General features: G+C 60.6%; 19 protein-coding genes. 8 read left to right on the plus strand and 11 right to left on the minus strand.

What is annotated here, in order from left to right:
- Positions 1-123 precede the first annotated feature (123 nt).
- The 6 genes from AXG89_RS00595 to iolB are packed head-to-tail and all read left to right on the plus strand — an operon-like array spanning position 124 to position 7702.
- Complete coding sequence (locus AXG89_RS00595; protein WP_062000923.1) at positions 124-1287, plus strand: ABC transporter permease; 1164 nt, start codon at positions 124-126, stop codon at positions 1285-1287.
- Positions 1288-1298: 11 nt separating this feature from the next.
- On the plus strand, positions 1299-2090 hold the full coding sequence (locus tag AXG89_RS00600; protein ID WP_062167146.1) for an ATP-binding cassette domain-containing protein: 792 nt from the start codon (positions 1299-1301) through the stop codon (positions 2088-2090).
- A gap of 43 nt (positions 2091-2133) precedes the next feature.
- The gene (locus AXG89_RS00605) at positions 2134-4128 is read left to right on the plus strand and encodes a bifunctional 5-dehydro-2-deoxygluconokinase/5-dehydro-2-deoxyphosphogluconate aldolase (RefSeq protein WP_062167148.1); all 1995 of its coding nucleotides are present in this window, start codon (positions 2134-2136) and stop codon (positions 4126-4128) included.
- Entirely contained in the window at positions 4068-5987 is a 1920-nt protein-coding gene (gene iolD / locus AXG89_RS00610) for a 3D-(3,5/4)-trihydroxycyclohexane-1,2-dione acylhydrolase (decyclizing) (protein ID WP_062167150.1), read from the plus strand. Before AXG89_RS00605 ends, iolD begins: the two co-directional genes overlap by 61 nt.
- A gap of 3 nt (positions 5988-5990) precedes the next feature.
- Positions 5991-6896 carry a myo-inosose-2 dehydratase gene (gene iolE / locus AXG89_RS00615; protein WP_062167152.1) on the plus strand — a complete coding sequence of 302 codons (906 nt, stop codon included), beginning with the start codon at positions 5991-5993 and terminating at the stop codon, positions 6894-6896.
- Complete coding sequence (iolB, locus tag AXG89_RS00620; RefSeq protein WP_061999880.1) at positions 6893-7702, plus strand: 5-deoxy-glucuronate isomerase; 810 nt, start codon at positions 6893-6895, stop codon at positions 7700-7702. Before iolE ends, iolB begins: the two co-directional genes overlap by 4 nt.
- A gap of 4 nt (positions 7703-7706) precedes the next feature.
- Here the strand turns inward: iolB and AXG89_RS00625 are convergent, their stop codons facing one another.
- The 10 genes from AXG89_RS00625 to alaS form a co-directional block, all read right to left on the minus strand.
- Positions 7707-8411: an ABC transporter ATP-binding protein gene (locus AXG89_RS00625; RefSeq protein WP_062167154.1), complete on the minus strand. Its 705-nt coding sequence runs from the start codon at positions 8409-8411 to the stop codon at positions 7707-7709.
- Positions 8408-9145 carry an ABC transporter ATP-binding protein gene (locus AXG89_RS00630; RefSeq protein WP_062167156.1) on the minus strand — a complete coding sequence of 246 codons (738 nt, stop codon included), beginning with the start codon at positions 9143-9145 and terminating at the stop codon, positions 8408-8410. Before AXG89_RS00630 ends, AXG89_RS00625 begins: the two co-directional genes overlap by 4 nt.
- A complete protein-coding gene (locus AXG89_RS00635; RefSeq protein WP_236873354.1) occupies positions 9142-10296 on the minus strand; it encodes a branched-chain amino acid ABC transporter permease in 1155 nt (384 codons plus the stop codon). Before AXG89_RS00635 ends, AXG89_RS00630 begins: the two co-directional genes overlap by 4 nt.
- Positions 10289-11173 carry a branched-chain amino acid ABC transporter permease gene (locus AXG89_RS00640; RefSeq protein WP_442861746.1) on the minus strand — a complete coding sequence of 295 codons (885 nt, stop codon included), beginning with the start codon at positions 11171-11173 and terminating at the stop codon, positions 10289-10291. Before AXG89_RS00640 ends, AXG89_RS00635 begins: the two co-directional genes overlap by 8 nt.
- An 80-nt stretch (positions 11174-11253) precedes the next feature.
- On the minus strand, positions 11254-11691 hold the full coding sequence (locus AXG89_RS00645; RefSeq protein ID WP_062167161.1) for an acyl-CoA thioesterase: 438 nt from the start codon (positions 11689-11691) through the stop codon (positions 11254-11256).
- A gap of 3 nt (positions 11692-11694) precedes the next feature.
- Positions 11695-12849: an iron-containing alcohol dehydrogenase gene (locus AXG89_RS00650; RefSeq protein WP_062167162.1), complete on the minus strand. Its 1155-nt coding sequence runs from the start codon at positions 12847-12849 to the stop codon at positions 11695-11697.
- Between the two features lie 115 nt (positions 12850-12964).
- Positions 12965-13495 (minus strand): NUDIX domain-containing protein, encoded by a 531-nt coding sequence (locus tag AXG89_RS00655; RefSeq protein WP_061999886.1) that lies wholly within the window; start codon positions 13493-13495, stop codon positions 12965-12967.
- Positions 13496-13520: 25 nt separating this feature from the next.
- Positions 13521-14555 carry a threonine aldolase family protein gene (locus tag AXG89_RS00660; protein ID WP_062167164.1) on the minus strand — a complete coding sequence of 345 codons (1035 nt, stop codon included), beginning with the start codon at positions 14553-14555 and terminating at the stop codon, positions 13521-13523.
- A gap of 120 nt (positions 14556-14675) precedes the next feature.
- Positions 14676-14864: a hypothetical protein gene (locus AXG89_RS00665; RefSeq protein ID WP_372237029.1), complete on the minus strand. Its 189-nt coding sequence runs from the start codon at positions 14862-14864 to the stop codon at positions 14676-14678.
- A gap of 204 nt (positions 14865-15068) precedes the next feature.
- The gene (gene alaS / locus AXG89_RS00670; RefSeq protein ID WP_062167166.1) at positions 15069-17693 is read right to left on the minus strand and encodes an alanine--tRNA ligase; all 2625 of its coding nucleotides are present in this window, start codon (positions 17691-17693) and stop codon (positions 15069-15071) included.
- Positions 17694-18142: 449 nt separating this feature from the next.
- Between alaS and AXG89_RS00675 the strand changes: the two genes are divergently transcribed.
- On the plus strand, positions 18143-19225 hold the full coding sequence (locus tag AXG89_RS00675; protein WP_162915986.1) for a fimbrial protein: 1083 nt from the start codon (positions 18143-18145) through the stop codon (positions 19223-19225).
- 77 nt (positions 19226-19302) lie between these two features.
- On the opposite strand, the gene AXG89_RS00680 is transcribed toward AXG89_RS00675, so the two are convergent.
- Entirely contained in the window at positions 19303-19512 is a 210-nt protein-coding gene (locus tag AXG89_RS00680) for a hypothetical protein (RefSeq protein WP_061999891.1), read from the minus strand.
- Between the two features lie 331 nt (positions 19513-19843).
- Between AXG89_RS00680 and AXG89_RS00685 the strand changes: the two genes are divergently transcribed.
- Entirely contained in the window at positions 19844-21553 is a 1710-nt protein-coding gene (locus AXG89_RS00685) for a glutamine--tRNA ligase/YqeY domain fusion protein (protein WP_061999892.1), read from the plus strand.
- Positions 21554-21594 lie beyond the last annotated feature (41 nt).

Genomic DNA, 21594 nt, shown 5'->3' on the forward strand with positions numbered 1-21594 from the left:
TCATCGCGGACGGCGGTGCGGATCATCCTCGACCTGACTACGCCGTTCGCAGCACCAGCTTTCTCTCAACGCGCCGCCGCCTGCGTCCGTCAGGTGGCTGGCCGCGCGCTTCAAGGAGCCATCATGGGCATAGCCGGCAAGCACGTTCCTCCCCTTTCCAACGCGGCCGATTCATCCAGTGCGCCGGCCACGGCCGCGCCCGCCGATGAACGCGTCAGGCGTCAATCGTGGTTCGGCCATATCCTGAATCGTCCGGAATTCGCGGCGATCTCCGGCGCAGTGCTCGTGTTCATTGTGTTCGGCGTAAGCGCCGGAAGCTCGGGCATGTTCAACCTCGACGGCGTGATGAACTGGTCGCAAGTCGCGGCGTACCTCGGCCTGCTTGCGGTCGGCGCGTGCCTGCTGATGATCGCGGGCGAGTTCGATTTGTCGATTGGCTCGATGATCGGTTTCGCCGGCATGATGGTCGCGATTCCGTCGGTGTATTTCCACTGGCCGTTGTCGGTTGCGATCCTGTTCGCCTTCGTCTGTTCCATGTTGCTAGGCGCATTGAACGGCTATCTGGTCGTGAAGACGCGGTTGCCGTCGTTCATCGTGACGCTCGCGTTCCTGTTCATCCTGCGCGGCTTGACGCTTGCGCTCTCCATTCTCTTTGCCGACCGCACCATCATCTCCGGCGTCGGCGATCTCGCGCAGAACGACTGGCTCGCGAACACGCTGTTTCATGGCGTCGCGCTGCATGGCCTCTTTTCATGGCTCGGGCATATGGGTATCGGCAAATTGCTCGATAGCGGCGAACCGCTCGTGCCCGGTATTCCAAAGGTCATCTTGTGGTGGCTCGCGCTCGCCGCGGTCAGCGCGTTCGTGCTTGCGAAGACGCGTTTCGGCAACTGGATCCTCGCAGTCGGCGGCGATGCAAACGCAGCTAAGAACGTCGGCGTGCCCGTGCGGCGCGTGAAGATTTCATTGTTCGTGCTGACCGCGTTTTGCTCGTGCCTGTTCGCCGTGCTGCAAGTTTGCGACATCGGATCCGCTGCCGCCGATCGCGGCCTGCAGAAGGAATTCGAAGCGATCATCGCGGCGGTGATCGGCGGAACGCTGCTGACCGGCGGTTATGGTTCGGTGATCGGCGCGTGCTTCGGTGCGCTCATCTTCGGCGTCGTACAGATCGGCATCACGTACACGAACGTCAGCTCCGACTGGTTCCGCGTGTTCCTCGGCGTGATGCTGCTGATCGCCGTGCTGTTCAATCACTACGTGCGTCGTCGCGTTTCACAAGCTCAATGAGGGGAACGGTCATGGCTGAACAAGACACCATTCTCGCGCTCGAAAACGTCAGCAAGTTCTTCGGCCGCGTGATCGCACTCAACGGTGTGACGCTGCGTTTGAAGCGTGGCGAAGTGCACTGCCTGCTCGGCGATAACGGCGCAGGCAAATCCACTCTGATCAAGACGCTTGCCGGGGTTCATACGCCCTCATCGGGCGAATATCTCGTCGATGGCAAACCGGTGCAATTCGGCTCGCCCAAGGAAGCGCTCGATATGGGTATCGCGACCGTGTACCAGGATCTCGCGCTCGTACCCTTGTTGTCCGTCGCGCGCAATTTCTTCATGGGCCGCGAGCCGCAGAAAAAGCTCTTCGGTTTGCTCAACGTGATGGATCTGGACCTCGCGGCGGAAACATCAACGGCACGGCTTTCCGAAATGGGGATCAACGTACGCGACGCACATCAACCCATTGGCACCATGTCCGGCGGCGAAAAGCAATGTCTCGCGATCGCGCGGGCGATCCATTTCGGCGCACGCGTGCTGATCCTCGATGAACCCACGGCCGCGCTCGGCGTGAAGCAGTCGTTCAACGTGCTGCGCCTGATCCATACGGCGCGCTCGAAAGGCATCTCCGTGATCTTCATCACGCACAACGTGCATCACGCGTACCCCATCGGCGATTCGTTCACGCTGCTCAATCGCGGCCGTTCAATGGGCACGTTCACGAAAGACACGATCACGAAGAACGAAGTCCTCGACATGATGGCGGGCGGCGCCGAGATGCAGCAAATGATGAGCGAACTGGAAGACGCCCCGGCCTGAACCCGGGCTCCTTCGCGGACTTCATCTACTCCAAGGATCGAATATGGCATTGCATTCATCAACCGGATCGCGTTTCGCCGAAGGGCGAACCCGCGACATCGTGTGTCTCGGGCGGCTCGCGGTCGATCTCTATGCGCAGCAGGTCGGCGCCAGGCTCGAGGACGTATCGAGCTTTGCGAAATATCTGGGCGGGTCGTCGGCGAATATCGCGTTTGGATGCGCCCGGCTCGGCCTCAGGTCGGCAATGCTCTCGCGCGTCGGCAACGATCACATGGGCCGCTTCCTCACCGAGACGCTGGAGCGCGAGGGGTGCGACACGAGTCACGTGCGCATCGATCACGACCGGTTGACGGGACTCGTGCTGCTCGGCATTGAAGATCGCGATACGTTTCCGCTGGTGTTCTATCGCGATGATTGCGCGGACATGGCCGTCGATGAAAACGACTTCGACGAAGCGTTCATTGCGTCATCGAAAGCGCTGTTGATTACCGGCACGCACTTCTCCACCGATCAGGTCAATCGCACGAGCCGCCGCGCGCTCGATTACGCACGTCGCAACCAGGTTCGTACGGTGCTCGATATCGATTACCGGCCGGTGCTATGGGGACTGACCGGCAAAGCCGATGGCGAGACACGCTTCGTCGCCAACGACAATGTCACCGCCCACTTGCAAGGCATCCTGCCGCTGATGGACCTCGTGATAGGCACGGAAGAGGAGTTCCGGATCGCGGGCGGCAAGGACACGCTGATCGATGCGTTGACCGCCGTTCGTTCCGTCACGGACGCAACGCTCGTCGTCAAGCGTGGGCCAATGGGCTGCTCGATCATCGAAGGCGACGTTCCGGTTTCGATAGACGATGCCCCCGTTCACGGCGGCGTCGAAGTCGAAGTGCTGAACGTGCTGGGCGCGGGCGATGCGTTCGCTGCAGGCTTTCTCGCCGGATGGCTGCGCGACGAACCCATGGACGTCTGCGCGCGTACCGCGAACGCGTGCGGCGGGCTGGTTGTATCGCGTCACGGATGCGCGCCCGCCATGCCCACGCCCGCAGAGCTCACTTACTTCCTCGATGCCGCACGCGCCGATCCTTTCCGCATGCGCCGTCCCGACCGCGATGCAACGCTTGCGCGCTTGCACCGAGTGACGCCGGCTCGCAAACAGTGGAACGAAGTGCTTGGATTTGCCTTCGATCACCGCAACCAGTTTTTCGACCTCGCGCAGCAAACCGGCGCGGACGAAACGCGCATCGCCGAGCTCAAGGGCCTGCTCGTGCAAGCCGTCGCGCAGACGGAAAAGGAGCGCGGACTGGAAGGACGCATCGGCGTGCTGATCGATGACCGCTACGGCCAGGACGCGCTGAACGCAGCGACCGGACGCGGCTGGTGGATCGGGCGTCCGGTGGAGTTGCCCGGCTCCATGCCGCTTGTTTTCGATCACGGCCGCTCGATCGGAACCACGCTTGTCGAGTGGCCGCGCGAACATGTTGCAAAGTGCCTGGTGCACTATCACCCCGACCATCCACACGATCTCCGCCTCGAACAGGAAGCCCAGATTCGCGCGCTGTACGACGCCGTCCAGGCAAGCGGCCACGAGTTGCTGCTCGAAGTGATCGTGCCGAAGAACGGGCCGCCGATTGCTGAAGATACTGCGCTGCGCTCATTGAAGCGGCTTTACAACCTTGGCATCTATCCCGAGTGGTGGAAGCTCGAACCAATGAGCGCGAAGCAATGGGAAGCCGTCGATGCGTTGATCGCCGAGCGTGACCCCGCGTGTCGCGGCGTCGTGCTGCTGGGTTTGTCGGCGGCGGTGGATCAACTGTGCGAGGGCTTCAAACCGGCGGCTTTATCGAAGACATGCCGCGGGTTTACCGTTGGCCGCACGATCTTCCATGAGCCGAGTCACGCGTGGCTCGCCGGGACCATAGATGACGCCGAACTCGTCGCACGCGTGCGGCGCACGTTCGAAACGCTGATCGATGCATGGACCGAAGCGCGCGCCGCCCGGCACCCGAAAGCCACCGCGCAGGAGCAGGCAGCATGAACAGCACGATCCGTTTGACCACCGCGCAGGCGCTGGTCCGCTATCTCGCCGCGCTGCAGACCGAGGACGGCGAAGCGCTCTTCGGCGGCGTCTTTGCGATCTTCGGGCACGGCAACGTAGCAGGTATGGGCGAGGCCTTGTATGCGCATCGCGAGACTCTGCCCACGTTTCGCGCGCACAACGAGCAGGCGATGGCGCATGCGGCTATTGCCTATGCAAAAGCGAATTTCCGCCGGCGGATGATGGCGGTGACGACCTCCATTGGCCCGGGCGCGACGAACCTCGTGACGGCCGCAGCATTGGCGCACGTGAATCGCTTGCCCGTGCTGTTGCTGCCCGGCGATATCTTCGTGTCCCGTGCGCCCGATCCCGTCCTGCAACAAGTGGAAGACTTCGGCGACGGCAACGTGTCCGCAAACGATACCTTGCGTCCTGTCTCACGTTATTTCGATCGCATCGTGCATCCGGCGCAATTGTTGAGCGCGTTGCCTCGCGCAATCCGCGTACTGACCGACGCCGCGTTGTGCGGCCCCGTCACGCTCGCGCTGCCGCAAGACGTACAGGCGATGGCGTACGACTATCCCGCATCGTTCTTCGAGCCGCGTCTGGTTTCGTTTCACGCGCCCTCGCCCATGGCCGATGACATCACCCGCGCGGCCACCGCATTGCGAGCTGCCAAAAGGCCTCTGCTCGTGTCGGGCGGCGGCGTGCTGTACGGCCTCGCGACCGGTGCATTGCGCTCATTCTCGGAACGTCATGGCATTCCTGTCGCCGAAACTCAGGCGGGAAAAGGTGCGCTCGAATGGGATCATCCGCTGAATCTGGGCGGTATCGGCGTGACCGGGTCGGAAGCCGCGAACCAGTTGGCAAGTGATGCCGATTGTGTTCTCGCGGTCGGAACGCGGCTGCAGGATTTCACCACGGGATCGAACACGCTGTTTGCGCAGGCACAGCTTATCGGCATCAATGCCAATGCATTCGATGCCTTGAAACAAGGTGCTTTGGCGGTTGAATCCGATGCACAGCTCGCGCTCGATGCGCTAAGCCGTGCGCTCGGCGACTGGCGTGCATCGCCGCCGTGGACCGTTCGTGCGCACGAACTCGCCGATAGCTGGCGCGCGACCGTCGATCACGTGACGAACGCGCAGCAGCTCGACAACGCGTTGCCACGTGAAGCCGATGTCATCGGCGCGGTGCAGCGTTCGAGCGTGCAATCGGCGGCCAACGACATCGTGGTCTGTGCAGCCGGAACCCTTCCCGCCGATTTGCAAAAGCTCTGGCGCACGAGCACGCCGGGCGGTTATCACGTCGAATACGGCTACTCGTGCATGGGCTACGAAGTCGCCGGCGCGCTCGGTGCGAAACTCGCGCGTCCCGAGCGGGAAGTGATCGTGATCGTAGGCGATGGCAGCTATCTCATGATGAACAGCGAGCTTGCTACATCGGTGATGCTTGGCGCCAAGATCATCGTCGTGCTGCTCGACAACCGCGGCTACGGTTGCATCAACCGGTTGCAACAAGCTTGCGGCGGCGCACCGTTCAACAACCTGTTGGCCGACAGCCGGCAAGGTCCGGAAGGCGCGCCTGCCATCGACTTCGCCATGCACGCGCGCTCGCTCGGCGCGACCGCCGAACACGTCGCGAATATCGGCGAACTCGAAGCCGCGATGCAACGCGCGCGGGCATCGACAAAATCGTATCTGGTCAGCATCGACACCGACCCGGCGCGCCCGACTGAAGAAGGCGGCTGGTGGTGGGAAGTCGCGGTGCCTGAAGTGTCATCGCGTGAAGCGGTGCGCTCGGCGCGCGCAAACTACGAACACAAACTCACGGCGCGTTCGAAGCGCACGAAGGAATAACAGATGAGCACCTTCGACGTACGGATCGGTATCAATCCGCTTTCGTGGATGAACGACGACCTTCCCTCGCTGGGCGGCGAGACGCCGTTGAGCGTTGCGTTGACCGAAGGAAAGAAGATCGGCTATGAAGGCTTCGAGCTTGGCAACAAGTTTCCGCGTGAACCGGAAGCGTTGAAAAAGCTGTTGGCCGAGTACGATCTGGCGCTCGTCTCCGGCTGGTATTCCGGTCGCCTTGCGGAGCGCAGCGCGGAAGAAGAGATCGCAGCCGCAGGCCCGCATCTCGACCTGCTTGCGAAAAACGGCGCAACGGTGATGGTCTACGGCGAAGTGGCGGACTCGATCCAGGGTTTGCCGCGACCGCTCTATCAACGCCCGCGTTTTTTCTCCGATGACCGCTGGAACGAATACGCCAAACGCCTCAACACATTCGCCGAATACACCTTGTCCAAAGGTGTTCGTGTTGCTTACCACCATCATATGGGCGCGTACGTGGAGACGCCCGCTGACGTGGACCGGCTGATGAGCCTGACCAACGATTCCGTCGGCCTGCTGTTTGATGCAGGACATATCACGTTTGCGGGCGGCGATCCGATTGTCATGCTCGACAAACACATCGGCCGCGTTTGTCACGTACATTGCAAGGACGTGCGGCCGGAAATCATCAAGCTCGCGCGCAATCGCAACTGGAGTTTCCTCGACTCGGTCATCAACGGCGCGTTCACCGTGCCCGGCGATGGTGCCATAGATTTCCCGTCGATCATCGCGCGATTGAAACGTCACGGGTATGGCGGCTGGCTCGTGGTCGAAGCCGAACAGGACCCGGTCATAGCAACGAGCTACACGTACGCCGAGAAAGGCTACAAGACGCTACGTGCGCTCGTTGATCAACAACTTCAGGAGGCAGCATGAGTCTGCTCGTCAAGGCATCGCGCGAAGGTCAGACCATCGCGCGTGTCACACCGGAAACTGCGTTATGGAAGCATGTGGGGTTCGCCGCTTATCGGCTGGAAACCGGCGATATCGTCCATGTGCATGAGGCAAAGCGCGAGGTCTGTATCGTCGTGTTGTCTGGAACGGTGAGCATTGAAGCTGGCGAACACAAGTGGGAGAAGATCGGTTCACGTGACAGCGTGTTCGAGGACACCGCGCCCTACGCCGTGTATTTGCCGCCGAAACTCGCCGCCATTGTGCGTGCGGATCGCGATGCCGAGATCGGCGTGGCGAGCGCGCCCGCTACGGGAAAATATCCGCCGCGGCTTATCGAGCCTTCGCAGATGAAACGCTCGACGCGCGGCAAAGGCGCGAATACGCGGTACGTGTGCGACATTCTTCCGCAAACCGAACCCGCAGAAGGTCTGCTTGTGGTCGAGGTGAAGACGCCGGGCGGACATGCATCGAGCTATCCGCCGCACAAGCATGACAAGGACAACGTGCCGGTGGAGAGTTCGCTTGAAGAGACTTACTACCATCGGCTGAATCCGCCGCAGGGGTTTGCGTTTCAGCGCGTCTATACCGACGAGCGCGATCTCGACGAAACCATGGCCGTGGAAGATCACGACGTGGTCATGGTGCCGCGTGGTTATCATCCGGTCGTGGTGCCGTATGGTTACGATAACTATTATCTGAACGTGATGGCCGGCGACAAACGCACCTGGCACTTCAAGAACGATCCGAAGCACGAGTGGATCGCGGAGCGCGACAGCAAGGCTTCCTGATTCTTCAAACGCCGACAGAAAGCCATTCGCGCGTGATGCGCTCGTTGGCGGCGAGCGCGTCGGGTGTGTCATCGAAGACGATCTTGCCGTGTCCCATCACCGCGACGCGCGTTGCCAGTTCACGTGCCATCGTCATGCGCTGTTCGATCAGCAGGATCGCCACACCGCGAGTTTGCAAGCTCTTCAGACAGGCTGCGACCTGTTTCACGATTTGCGGCGCGAGGCCTTCCGTGGGTTCATCGATAATGACAAGCGACGGATCGCCCATCAAGGTACGGGCGAGCGCGAGCATCTGTTGCTCGCCGCCGGAGAGCAGTCCGGCTTTCACAGTCTTGCGTTCGTGCAGTATCGGGAAAATTCGTTCGGCTTCGGCCACGCCAAAATGCGATCCACCGCGCTTCATGCCGAGCACCAAATTCTCGCGGACGCTCAATGTCGGAAATACATCGCGTTGTTCGGGTACATAACCCATGCCCATCCGCGCGATTGCGTAAGGCCGCTTCCCTATCAGCGATACCCCGCGGAAATTCGCCGCGCCCTCCGCATGCACGAGACCCATCAGCGCTTTTGCAAGCGTCGAACGTCCCGACCCGTTGCGCCCCGCGAGCACGACGACCTCGCCTTCGCCGATGCGCAAGCTTACGCCATGCAGCACATGACTTGAACCGTACCACGCGTTGAGTTCGTCGATTTCCAGCAACGCGGTCATGGTTCGTCACCGAGATATGCGGAACGGACGCCCGGGTCTGCGGCGATTTCATCGGGCGTTCCGGTCGCGATCACGCGGCCTTGCACGAGCACCGAAATACGATCGGCAAGTGCGAACACAGCTTCCATATCATGCTCGACGATCAGCAAGGTCTTGCCCTTCGTGGTCTCGCGGATCAATGAAAGGGCCTGCGCTGCTTCCAAACGGTTCATGCCCGCGGTGGGTTCGTCGAGAAGTAAGGTCGATGCATCCGATGCCAGCGCCAGGCCAAGATCGAGCGCGCGCAACGCTGCATAGCCAAGATTCGAGGCCGGCTCGCTGCTGCGCTCGGTCAAACCAATCGCTTCGATAACACGTTGAGTCTCGCGATCAATCACGTTCGATCTGAACCATCTCGCCGGCCACGACGCGTGAGAACCAAGCACTGCGCATCGAATGTTGTCCAATACGCTCAGGCCGGTGAATACGCTTGAAGTCTGGAAGCTGCGCGCGAGGCCCTTGCGTCCCAACCGGTGAGCCGGTAATCCCGTCACATCCGTGCCGTTCAGCATCACATGGCCGCTCGACGGCAATGTGCGCCCTGCGATGATATCGAACAACGTCGATTTACCCGCGCCGTTCGGACCGATCAACGCATGACGTTCGCCCTGGCGAACGGTGAGATCCACGCCTCGGAGAATTTCGGTGGCACCGAAACGCTTTGTGATTTGCCTCAGTTCGAGCGCGGTAGTCACTGTGCGTTCCGGGATTTTCTTGTGAGCAGCAACGCGACCATGGCGCTGAATAACGCGAAGCTCCAGGGACCGACACTGTGACCATCGAGGCGCAAGCCTGCGACGTGCGCGAGGCCATCGCCGTGGGTATCGAACTGAAGTGCGTAGGCGAGTTCGGTCGCGGTGACAATAGCCATGAGCCAGGCAACTGAAGCACATAAAGCGAGAGCAGGATGATTCCGTGCTCTTCCTGTCATCAAGCCCGCCAGACCCTTCGGTGCCGCGACCACGGTCCACACAAAAAACAGCCCCAGATAGGCCACCCATGCAGGGGACACGCTTGCCACAGCCACGCTGAAAAACGTGAGCAAGACGGCTCCCAGCACCGGCCCGAAAAACATTCCCGTGCCGCCAATAACCACAGCAATCAGCACGCTTGCCGAGCGCGGCAGCCCCACCCCTTCCGCCGATGCCAATTCCACGTTGATCAGCCCCAGACCGCCTGCCACGCCTGCAAAAAACGCGGCCACGATCACCATGACGAAGCGCACGCGCCGTGGATCGAAACCGATGGCCGCGGCGCGCACGGGGTTATCGCGTACAGCATTGGCCACGCGTACGAACGGCGTGCGCGAAAACATGAACATCGCGAGGCATGCGAGCACGCACCAGACGGCGATCAACGCATAAACCTGAATCGCAGGCGCAAAACCCAACCCCAAAACTGCAGGTCCGCTTGCACGATCGATGGAAACCCCGCTCTCGCCGCCGAACCAGTCCGGCACGAGCCACGCGGCCGCCGCAACCAGTTCACCGATACCCAGCGTGATCATTGCGAACGTGGTGCCCGCGCGGCGCGTGGAGAAGAAGCCGGACACGATACCGACAAGCGCCGCTGCAAGGCCGCTTATCAAAGGTAATAGCGGCAGTGGCAAGGGGTATCGATTGAAGATTTGCGCGGTGGCGAATGCGCCGAGGCCGGCATATATGGCGTGACCAAACGACAGCAATCCCGTCTCGCCGAGCAGCAGATTGAATGACAGTGCAAACACGATCAGGGTCGCCGTTTGAGCGAGGTACGCAAGCAGCCAGCTTTGCGAGCTGAACACAGGCGGCAACGCGAGACCGGCCACAAGCAACAACCACGGCGTCCAGCGCCTGAACTCACGCATCGTCATCGCCGCGCTGTCCGAAGAGTCCGCGTGGCCGCAATGCGAGCATGGCGACGAGCAATACGTACGGCAACAAAGGCGCGATCTGCGCGACACTCAACGCGGCCCATGCAGCCGGCAGCTTGGCGCCCATGAAGTTTGCGACATCGCCGAGCGACATGTTCGTTCCAACAGCAAACGTCTGCACGCAACCGATCAAAATCGATGCCACGAGCGCCCCGCCGATCGATCCAAGGCCGCCGACGACAACGACTACAAACACGATCGGCCCGATGTTCTCGGCCATTGAAGGTTCGATCACGAACAACGGCGCACCGATCACGCCGGCAAGCGCGGCGAGCGCCGTGCCCGCAGCAAAGACCAACGTGAAAACGCGCGGCACGTCATGCCCGAGCGTCTCGACCGTCGACGCATGCGTGAGCGCGGCCCGCACGACAAGTCCTATCCGCGATACCCGCAGCACCACATACAACGCTACGAGCATCGCGAAGGACACGAACATCATGAACGCCCGATAACGCGGGAACGCTGCGCCGAAGAGCGTGAAGAGGGGGCCATCCAGGGATGGAGGAACAACAGCGTTGAACGGTGCGAGGCCCCAGACGAGCTTGACGGCTTCAGCAATCAGATACGCCGCGCCGAATGTCAGCAACAACTCGGCGAGCGCGCCGCGCGTTTGGATTCGCCGCAGCAGGAAGCGCTCGAACAAGGCGCCGAGCGCACCGACAACCAACGGCGAAAGAAGCAACGCAAACCAGAAGCCAAATCTTTCCGCGAGTGCGTAACCAACATACGCGCCGAGCATGTAGAAGCTCGCGTGAGCGAAGTTGAGCACGCCCATCATGCTGAAGATGAGCGTGAGTCCCGCCGACAGCATGAACAACAACAACCCGACGCTCACTCCATTCAGAAGGTTGATCGCGAACCACTGAATGAACGTGCTCACGCGGCGCGCTCCTACCCGTTCACGAGCGGCTTGAGCGCCGCCACGAGCGCTTCGGGCAATGGCACCGGACGGCGGGTATCGCGATCCACGTAGACGTGCACGAAATGCCCTTGCGCGGCCGGCTGCTCCGACCCGGCGCTGAAGATGCCGACTTCATACCGCACGCTCGTTGAACCGAGCCGAGTGACACGCAAACCGGCATCGATGCGATCAGGAAACGCCAGTGACGCGAAGTAGCTGCAATGCGTCTCGACCACGAGGCCGATGGTCTTGCCGGCCTCCAGATCGAGCGCGCCTTCGCGAATCAGATACTCGTTCACCACCGTATCGAAGTAGCTGTAATACACCACGTTGTTCACGTGGCCGTACATGTCGTTGTCGGACCAGCGCGTGTTGATCGAAAGAAAATGCGGATAATCCGCGCGCTTCGTGGGTACAGGTCGCGTCATGAATCAGAACGACTCCTGCAACATGCGCCGATAATCCTCCGCACTCGCCTCGCGCGGATTCGTCTTGTGGCAATGATCAGCAAGCGCGCCCTTGATGATCTTGTCGAACATGCCTTCTTCCACGCCCATTTGCGACAGGCGCGTCGGCAAGCCAAGACGCTCCGTCATGTCGTGAACGGCCTGAGCGATATCTGCGTTGGCGGGGAGGTTCATCACGCGGCGCATGCGTGCGAAGCGGTTCTCGGCAACCACGCTCGGCGCGCTTTCGTTAAAGCGCAGCACGGCCGGCAGGACCACCGCGTTCAGCGTGCCGTGATGCAAGCCGGTGCGCCCGTTCACGACCAGTCCGCCCATCGGGTGCGAGAGCGAATGCACGCATCCCAGGCCCTTCTGGAACGCCATCGCGCCTTGCATGGATGCACTCATCATGTTCAGGCGCGCATTTCGATCCTGTCCGTCGTGCGTCGCCTTTTCAATATTTGCCCACGCGCGTTCCAGCCCGTCGAGCGCAATGCCGTCGGCGGGAGGATTGAACGCGGAGGCAAGAAACGTTTCGATGCAATGCGCGATCGCGTCCATGCCGGTCGCCGCGGTCAGCATGGGCGGAAGTCCAAGCGTCAGCGATGGATCGCAGATTGCCGATTTCGGCAGCAGATGCCACGAATGGAAGCCGAGCTTGCGGCCATCGTCGAGAATGATGATCGCGCCGCGCGCCACTTCGCTGCCGGTGCCCGACGTGGTCGGCACCGCGATCAGCGGCGCGGCGTCCGCCGTGATCTTGTTGCTGCCACCTTCGATGGTCGCGTATTCGGTCAGCGTGCCCGGATGCGTCGCGGCGATCGCCACGCCCTTCGCCAGGTCGATAGCCGATCCGCCGCCCACCGCGATCAGGCCATCGCATTTCTCACTCTTGTAGAGCGCGGCGGCTTTCATCACCATGGCTTCGGTCGGATTCGACGGGGTTTCCTCGAAGATGGGAACCGCGCCGGCGTCGAGCGTCATTGCCTGGACGGTCTGCGAGACGAGGCCGGCGGCGAGCACGCCCTTGTCCGTGATGATCAGCGGCCGCCTGATGCCGGTGCGCGCGCATTCTCCGTCGAGTGACGCAAGCGCATCGAAGCCGAGATGAATGTGCGTGAGATAAAAGATGAAAGCCATGACGTGTCCCCGTTTTTAGTCTGCGTCAGGCATGTTAGGAGTGCCGGGAGACGCCGTCAATCGAGTCCGTCGATGGCACAAAATGTCACGATCCTTGGCGGCACCGCTCGCAGGACTATTGTCCCGGCCGGTCCACATACTCGACCGCGAGCCCGCGGCGGCGCATCCACTCCGCCACTGCGTGTCCCGTTCCCGCGCGCCACGGTCTGAGCTTCGCCGGCTCGACCAGCCGGTATTCGAGCAATTCCGGCGATAACGCGATCGTCCCGTTCGCCTTCACGTGGTACGCAATGATCAGCTCATTCTTGCGGATGAATTCGTACACGCCGACCAACTCCACCGATTGTGCGACGAGCGCCGTCTCCTCCAGCACTTCTCTCGCAATCCCTTCCTCCGGCGTCTCACCGTTTTCGAGAAAACCCGTGATCAGCGCGAACATGCCTTCAGGCCATGCCGCATTGCGCGCGAGCAGGATCTTGCCCTCGTACTCCACGATGGCCGCAACCACCGGCAGCGGATTGTTCCAGTGAACGAAACCGCATTCCGGGTCCGGGCACGCCAGCCGCACGCGGCCGCCTTCATGCGCGGCATCGGCACGTTCGACCAGCTTATTCGCATCGCGCGGACAGAAATGGTATTCGATCATGGTCAAATTCCGGGAAGTCGAGCGTTCAACGCGCGGCGCAAAGCGCGCGGATTTCAGCGGTGAACTGTTCCACCGTTTCCGGCAGGGTGTCCCACGCGCACATCAGCCTGCAGCCACCCGAGCCGATGAACTGATAGAACTTCCAGCCCTTGTTGCGCAGCGCCTGTGCCACATGTGGCGGCAGTTCGGCGAACACGGCGTTGGACTGCGGCTTGAACATCACCTTGACGCCTTCTATATCCGCAAGCCGGTCGGCCATCAACTGCGCCATTGAATTGGCATGGCGGGCGTTGCGCAGCCAGACATCGTTGTTGAGAAGGCCGAGCCACGGCGCCGAAATAAATCGCATCTTCGATGCCAGTTGCCCCGCCTGCTTGAGCCTGTAGGCAAAATCGACGGCCAGGGCCTTATCGAAGAAAATCACCGCCTCGCCGACCGGCAAGCCGTTTTTCGTGCCGCCGAAACACAGCACGTCTACGCCCGCGCGCCACGTGATTTCCGACGGGTGCACGTTCAGCGACGCCACCGCATTCGCAAAACGCGCGCCGTCCATATGCACTTTCAGATGCCGGCGCTTGGCAATCGCCGCGATCGCACGGATCTCCTCGACGCTATACACGGTGCCCACTTCGGTGGACTGCGTGAGCGTGACGACCTTGGGCTTCGGGTAGTGGATATCGGCGCGGCGCGTGACGATTGCTTCGATGGCATCCGGCGTCAGCTTTCCATCGATACCCGGCGCCGTCAGCAGTTTTGAGCCGCCGGAGAAGAATTCAGGGCCGCCGCATTCATCGGTTTCGATGTGCGCGAGTTCGTGGCAAATCACCGAATGGTAGGACTGGCAGAGCGACGCGAGTGCCAGTGAATTGGCTGCCGTGCCGTTGAACACGAAAAAGACTTCGCAGTCCGTCTGGAAAAGATCGCGGATGCGATCGCAGACGCCTTGCGTCCAGGAATCGTCGCCGTAAGCGGGCTCATGGCCGCTGTTGTTGGCATCGATCAGCGCTGCTAGCGCTTCGGGGCAAATACCGGCGTAGTTATCGGAGGCAAAATGTTGCATGCGGTCTGGAGCCAGGGCAATGTGGACGTGGCCGTCATTTTAGCGGTTCATGTCCGAATCCGCGGAGACGTCAATAAGACGATGCCGCGGATCTCATTGCCCTTCTACAGATTAATCTGATTACTTCGCGGCGGGTTGGCTCGCTGCCGCGGCTTGCTTGTCCTTCTTGTTAGCCTCGTGATGGCCGATCGCACAGCCGCCTGCCGCGCCCACTACGCCGTGCTTACCCGCTACGTGGCCGGCTACGCCGCCGACCGCCGCGCCTTCGAGACAGCCCTTCGCATAGACCGCGCCGGTGGTGAAAAGCATCGAGGATGCGAGTGCGAGCGAGACAAATTTCTTGTTCATGAACGTGTTCCTTTTTGTAGTCGATGCGCGGGACTTCGTGTCCGCGCTAGCCGAAGAACCGCAAGGTCCGTACCTGTCGATAGGCTTGCAATCGTTCGCCCCGAATGGAAAAAGCCCGTCGTGTTGATTACACGACGGGCTTTTGACCCTGGTTCAGAGACAGCTTTAGAGCTTCCCCTTCACCCACTCGTTGACACCGGCAAGCGCTGCTGCCAAGTTCTGCGGCTCGGTGCCGCCAGCCTGCGCCATATCCGGCCGCCCGCCGCCCTTGCCACCCACTTGCTGTGCGACGAAGTTCACGAGATCGCCCGCTTTCACTTTCTTCGATGCCTCCGCCGTCACGCCTGCAATCAGGCTGACCTTGTTGCCATCGACGGCAGCCAGGACTATCGCCGCGTTCTTCAGCTTGTCCTTCAATTTATCGACGGTTTCGCGCAATGTCTTGCCGTCCGCGCCCGGCAACTGCGCAGCCAGGACATGTACGCCGCCGATCTCGACTGCCTGCGACACCAGTTCGTCGCCCTGGCTCGATGCCAGCTTGGACTTCAGCGCGCCGAGTTCCTTTTCCAGCGACTTCACGTGCTCCTGAACCTGCATGATGCGCTGGGTCAGCTCCGACGGCTGCGCCTTCAATACCGCCGATGCCGCGTTGATCCGCGCATCGAGTTCCTGCACGAAACGCACAGCGTTGTCGCCGGTAATGGCTTCCACGCGGCGAATGCCGGCTGCCACGCCGCCTTCCATCACGATCTTGAACAAGCCGATATCGCCCGTGCGATTCACGTGGGTACCCCCGCACAACTCACGCGAAAAGCCGAGATCCAGCACGCGCACCACGTCGCCATATTTCTCGCCGAAGAGCGCCATTGCGCCGCCCTTCACCGCCTCGTCGTAGGGCATGACACGCACGATGCCCGGCGCGTTCGCCAGCACTTCCGCGTTCACGATTTCTTCCACGCGACGAATCTGCTCGTCGGTCATGGGGGCGTTGTGTGCAAAGTCGAAACGAGTCTTGTCGGGATCGACCAGCGAACCCTTTTGCTGCACGTGACCGCCAAGCACTTCGCGCAGCGCCCGGTGCATCAAGTGCGTCGCCGAGTGATTGCGCGCCGTGCGCAGACGGCGGGTCGTGTCGATCTCGGCCTTCACCACGTCGCCCACTTTCAGCGTGCCTTGCTCGACCGAACCGTGATGACCGACCACGTCCGATTGCACTTTCAACGTATCGGCGACGGCGAAGCGCACCGCGGCGTTTGCGAGCACGCCCTGGTCGCCGGCCTGACCGCCCGATTCCGCGTAGAACGGCGTGTGATCCAGCACGACGATGGCTTGCTGGCCGGCTTGGGCCTCTTTAACCGATGCCCCGTCCAAGTAGATTGCGACGATCTTCGCGTCATTGAAGAACTCGTTCTCGTAGCCATGGAACGTGGTCTTCTCGCCCGCATATTCCAGACCTTGCGCCGACTTGAACTTGCCGGCCGAACGGGCTTGTTCGCGTTGACGGGCCATGGCTTCGTCGAACGCGGTTTCGTCGACCGTGATGCCGCGTTCGCGGCATACGTCCGCCGTCAAATCCAGCGGGAAGCCGAACGTGTCGTGCAACTTGAACGCGAGCTCGCCGTCGAGTTGCTTCGAGCCTTTGGCATCGAGTTCGGCGAGTGCTGTTTCGAGCATCGCCATGCCGTGTTCGATGGTTTCGAAGAACCGTTCCTCTTCCTGTTTCAGCACGTTCGTGACGCGCGTCTGCGCTTCTTTCAGTTCCGGGTAAGCCGCGCCCATTTCCTCGACCAGATCTGCCACGAGCTTGTGGAAAAACGCGCCCTTGCGGCCGAGCTTGTAGCCGTGGCGGATCGCGCGGCGCACGATACGGCGCAGCACATAACCGCGGCCTTCGTTGCCGGGGATCACGCCATCGACGATCAAGAACGAACACGCGCGAATATGGTCGGCGATGACCTTCAGCGAATTGTTCGTGAGGTCCGGCGTACCGGTTTCGCGGGATGCAGCCTTGATGAGCGCCTGGAACAGGTCGATCTCGTAGTTGCTGTGCACATGCTGGAGCACGGCGGCAAGGCGTTCGAGGCCCATGCCGGTATCGACGCTCTGCTTGGGCAGCTTCGTCATGTTGCCCTGGGCATCACGATTGAACTGCATGAACACGAGATTCCAGATCTCTATGAAGCGGTCGCCGTCCTCTTCCGCAGATCCCGGCGGGCCGCCCCACACTTCCGGGCCGTGGTCGTAGAACACTTCAGAACAAGGGCCGCAGGGGCCGGTATCGCCCATGGTCCAGAAATTATCCGATGCGTAGCGCGCACCCTTGTTGTCACCGATGCGGATGATCCGCTCCTTCGGCACGCCGATTTCGTTTTCCCAAATGGCGAACGCTTCGTCGTCTTCCTGGTAGACCGTGACGGTGAGCTTTTCCGGCGGCAGGCCGTAGACTTTCGTCAGCAGTTCCCAGCAATAGTGGATGGCATCGCGCTTGAAATAGTCGCCAAACGAGAAGTTGCCGAGCATCTCGAAGAACGTGTGATGACGGGCCGTATAGCCGACGTTTTCGAGGTCGTTGTGCTTGCCGCCTGCGCGTACGCTGCGCTGGGACGTGGTCGCGCGTGAATACGGGCGCGATTCGGTGCCGAGGAACACGTCCTTGAACTGGACCATGCCGGAGTTCGTGAACAACAGCGTGGGATCGTTGCCGGGCACGAGGCTCGACGAGCGGACGATCGTGTGGCCCTTCGATTCAAAGAACTTGAGGAATTTCTCGCGGATGTCGGCGGCTTTCATGGCGTGCGGGTCTGCTTTTGTGTGCGGTGGCGACGCGCGTTCGTAGCTTGTGCGCGGCGCCGGGAGCCAGATTGGGATTGTCGATTATACGGGGTTTGGCGATGGATTCTGCCCGTGGCGGCGGACGATGGTGATGTGCGCGTGTTGATTGCTCCGGACGGGACGTCCGCGCAACGAACCTACGTGCGCAGTGCTCGCGCATGGACTGCAGACCAGCCACTGTTCAACTTCAATTCCGATTACAGACCGCGATCATGGTCCGGCATCAGCCATAATCAAAATAACCATTAACTTCTTTATAAAAACAAATAAAAATTTCGATACCGCGGAGCAATGCATAATTGTCGTCTAGCGAATTAGAATTTTCGCCGACGATGCGGCTACACCGGAATAAAATTTCACTTCCACCTCTAAAACTGGCACCTGGTGTATCTAATGGCAGCGATTATATGAAAATATATACTCAGTTGCGAAGACCACGCAGATATTGCGTAACGTTAATAAGCACTCAATCATTCAAAGAAACGCGTTCAATGCATCCACGGAACAAAATCTGCAAGGTCCTCGCCAGTGCGGCATGCCTGCTGGGGTTGGGCGCCGCCAGCTTGGATGCGGACGCATCCTGCTCCTTCGCGGATCCTCAAACTGCCCACGTTTATACGATCACCATTCCACCGCAGAGCCTCTCGCGAGATGTCCCGGTCGGCACCGTGCTTTACAAAGGCGAAGTCCCGACCATACCCGTCAGCGGCCTTTACGCATGGTGCGCGGCCCCTGGCATTTATCTGAAGTCTGTTACCGGCTCTACGCTGATATCGTCGACTAATAACGTTTTTACTTACGCTACCAGTATTGATGGGATCGGCATACGTTTTTACGAAGGCAACAACGGGAATCGCGGAAGTTATTTCGGGCCGGGAATTACCGGCAACTGGGTGGGTTCATGGAATTACAGCAACTCATCCTATGGCGTTGAAATAGTCCGTACGCAGCCCACCGGAGTCGGTCCGAGCTCAGGTACGGTTGCCGCAACAACTTACGCAACGTTCACGCTCGATCAGCTACTGGTCGCCACCATCCAGTTCACGCCGTTCGAGGTCGGTGTGCAAACCTGCACTGTCACCACCCCGTCGATCAACGTCGACATGCCGCGCGCCCATACGCGTGATCTGCCCACGGTAAATTCCACTTATGGCGACACCACGTTCAACATGGGACTCAACTGCGCGGCCGGCGTCAAAGTCGCCATGACCATCACCGACGCATCCCAGCCCAACAACACGTCAACCACGCTGTCGCTCGGGCACGACTCGACGGCGTCGGGAGTCGGCTACCAGATCGTGAACGGCGGCGTCCCGATCGCATTCGGTCCCGACTCGGCCGTACCGGGCGCGGCAAATCAGTTTGTCATCGTGCCGCTGTCGGTATCGGGCGCCTATAGCATCCCGCTGGTGGGCCGTTACGTTCGAACGGGAACAATGGTCCCCGGAAGTGCAAAGGCCTACGCGACATTCACCATGTCATATCAATGAGCGCGCCACTGGCGGGAATCTGCAGCGTCGGTAGATCTCACATGTCGTGAAAACGGCTTTGTCGAGCCGACAAAGTTTTACCGCACGCCCGCCCCGACCAGTCCGCCCGCTGCCGCGCCCGCCACTGTCCCGAGCGGACCGCCGGTCAGCACATAACCCAACGCACCGCCGGCCGCCGCTCCAATCCCCGCGTGCGCCTGCGTACGGCTCATCGCACACCCCGACACTGCTGCAATCAACGTCGCAACCGCAGCAACCCGAATCGATACCCGCGTGATCTTGTTCATGTTGAGACCTTCCTTTTTATTGTCGATATGCCGCGTCCCGAACCTTTCAATTTCATTATTCGGGGACGCGACGCTATCTTAAAATCGTCTCATCATTGCCGACAACGCGATTTACCTCCCGTTACGCTCGATACATCCGGTATTGAAACGCTGCGGGTTTGCATCAGATAAGGAACATGTCGCAACCGCGCCGCAGATCGTGGCGAAATCCCGGCCTGCGCTGTCCCGGGCGGATTGCTAAGGTAGAATCGTTTGATCGATTTGGTCTTACCGAACGCAAGCCGCACGTATTCGAACGCTAGCGCCCTCGTCAGCTCTTCTTCTCTTTCGCATGAACACTGATCGCAACGACGCCCCGGCGGTGAATAATTTCATCCGCAATATCATTGACGAAGACAATCGCAACGGCAAATGGTCGCAGCGGGTCGAGACGCGTTTTCCGCCCGAACCGAACGGTTATCTGCACATTGGCCATGCGAAGAGTATTTGCGTCAATTTCGGCATCGCGCGTGATTACGGCGGCGTCTGCCACCTGCGTTTCGACGATACCAACCCCGAAAAGGAAAGTGTCGAGTACGTGGATTCCATCGTCGATGCGGTCAAGTGGCTCGGCTTCGACTGGAACAAGGACGGCCAGGAATACCTGTACTTCGCAAGCGACTACTACGACCAGCTGTACGAATTCGCCGAACTGCTGATCGAGCGTGGCCAGGCTTATGTGGATAGCCAGACGGCCGAAGAAATGCGCCTGACGCGCGGCTCCGCGCAGGAACCGGGCAAGAATTCGCCGTTCCGCGACCGCACACCCGCAGAAAACCTCGACCTGTTCCGCCGCATGAAAGCCGGCGAATTCCAGGAAGGCGAGCACGTGCTGCGCGCGAAAATCGACATGGCGTCGCCGAACTTCAACATGCGCGATCCGGTGATTTATCGCATTCGTTTCGCGCATCACTACCGGACCGGCGACACGTGGTGCATCTACCCGATGTATGACTACACGCATTGTGTATCGGACGCGCTCGAGAACATTACGCATTCGCTCTGCACGCTGGAATTCGAGGATCATCGTCCGCTTTACGACTGGTTCCTGAACCAACTCGCCGACGACGGCAAGTTCACACGTCCGCTGCCGCAGCAAATCGAGTTTTCGCGCCTGAACCTCACCTATGCAATCACCAGCAAACGCAAGCTGCTCCAACTGGTGACCGAGAACCACGTGGAAGGCTGGGACGATCCGCGCATGCCGACTATCGTGGGCGTGCGGCGCCGTGGTTTCACACCGGAAAGCATCCGCCTGATGTGCGATCGCGTGGCCGTGACGAAGGTCGATTCATGGATCGACATGAGCGTGCTGGAAGGCGCGCTGCGCGATGATCTCGATGAAAAAGCGCCGCGTGCGATTGCAGTGCTGGATCCGCTGAAGCTGATCATCGACAACTTTCCGGAAGGCACGAGCGAGGCGTGCAGCGCGCCCGTACATCCGCATCATCCGGACCGCGGTGTTCGCGAGTTTCCGTTCTCGCGGGAATTGTGGATCGAGCGTGAAGACTTTCAGGAAGAGCCCAAGAAGGGATATTTCCGTTTGTTCCCGGGCAACAAGGTGCGGCTGAAGTACGGCTTCGTGGTCGAATGCACCGGCGCGGACAAGGACGAAAACGGCAATATCACGGCCGTGCACTGCAATTATTTCCCCGACAGCAAATCGGGCACCGAAGGCGCGAACGGCTACAAGGTCAAGGGAACGATTCATTGGGTCAGCGCGAAAGACGCGTATGAAGCCGAAGTTCGGCTCTACGATCGACTCTTCAAGGAGCCACAACCTGGCGCCGGCGGCGCTGAATTCCTCGATGCATTGAATCCGGATTCAAAGCGTGTGGTTCGCGCGTATCTCGAACCATCGGCGCGCAACGCCAATGCGGAAGACCGGTATCAGTTCGAACGTCATGGCTATTTCGTGGCCGATCGGGTGGATTCGAAGCCGGGCGTGCCGGTGTTCAATCGTATCGTCAGCTTGCGCGATAGCTGGGGCAAACCGGCTTGAAGCCGGCGGGGCGTCTGCCGGTGTCCCTGGCTAGCAGTTGG

The organism is Burkholderia sp. PAMC 26561 (genome assembly GCF_001557535.2).
In the GTDB taxonomy this organism is placed as follows: domain Bacteria; phylum Pseudomonadota; class Gammaproteobacteria; order Burkholderiales; family Burkholderiaceae; genus Caballeronia.

Coding starts and splice junctions, on each gene's coding strand:
- AXG89_RS00595 (WP_062000923.1), top strand. CDS start 124: ATGGGCATAGCCGGCAAGCACGTTCCTCCCCTTTCCAACGCGGCCGAT.
- AXG89_RS00600 (WP_062167146.1), top strand. CDS start 1,299: ATGGCTGAACAAGACACCATTCTCGCGCTCGAAAACGTCAGCAAGTTC.
- AXG89_RS00605 (WP_062167148.1), top strand. CDS start 2,134: ATGGCATTGCATTCATCAACCGGATCGCGTTTCGCCGAAGGGCGAACC.
- iolD (WP_062167150.1), top strand. CDS start 4,068: ATGGACCGAAGCGCGCGCCGCCCGGCACCCGAAAGCCACCGCGCAGGA.
- iolE (WP_062167152.1), top strand. CDS start 5,991: ATGAGCACCTTCGACGTACGGATCGGTATCAATCCGCTTTCGTGGATG.
- iolB (WP_061999880.1), top strand. CDS start 6,893: ATGAGTCTGCTCGTCAAGGCATCGCGCGAAGGTCAGACCATCGCGCGT.
- AXG89_RS00625 (WP_062167154.1), bottom strand. CDS start 8,411: ATGACCGCGTTGCTGGAAATCGACGAACTCAACGCGTGGTACGGTTCA.
- AXG89_RS00635 (WP_236873354.1), bottom strand. CDS start 10,296: ATGCGTGAGTTCAGGCGCTGGACGCCGTGGTTGTTGCTTGTGGCCGGT.
- AXG89_RS00640 (WP_442861746.1), bottom strand. CDS start 11,173: ATGCTGTCGGCGGGACTCACGCTCATCTTCAGCATGATGGGCGTGCTC.
- AXG89_RS00645 (WP_062167161.1), bottom strand. CDS start 11,691: ATGACGCGACCTGTACCCACGAAGCGCGCGGATTATCCGCATTTTCTT.
- AXG89_RS00650 (WP_062167162.1), bottom strand. CDS start 12,849: ATGGCTTTCATCTTTTATCTCACGCACATTCATCTCGGCTTCGATGCG.
- AXG89_RS00655 (WP_061999886.1), bottom strand. CDS start 13,495: ATGATCGAATACCATTTCTGTCCGCGCGATGCGAATAAGCTGGTCGAA.
- AXG89_RS00660 (WP_062167164.1), bottom strand. CDS start 14,555: ATGCAACATTTTGCCTCCGATAACTACGCCGGTATTTGCCCCGAAGCG.
- AXG89_RS00665 (WP_372237029.1), bottom strand. CDS start 14,864: ATGCTTTTCACCACCGGCGCGGTCTATGCGAAGGGCTGTCTCGAAGGC.
- alaS (WP_062167166.1), bottom strand. CDS start 17,693: ATGAAAGCCGCCGACATCCGCGAGAAATTCCTCAAGTTCTTTGAATCG.
- AXG89_RS00675 (WP_162915986.1), top strand. CDS start 18,143: ATGAAAATATATACTCAGTTGCGAAGACCACGCAGATATTGCGTAACG.
- AXG89_RS00680 (WP_061999891.1), bottom strand. CDS start 19,512: ATGAACAAGATCACGCGGGTATCGATTCGGGTTGCTGCGGTTGCGACG.
- AXG89_RS00685 (WP_061999892.1), top strand. CDS start 19,844: ATGAACACTGATCGCAACGACGCCCCGGCGGTGAATAATTTCATCCGC.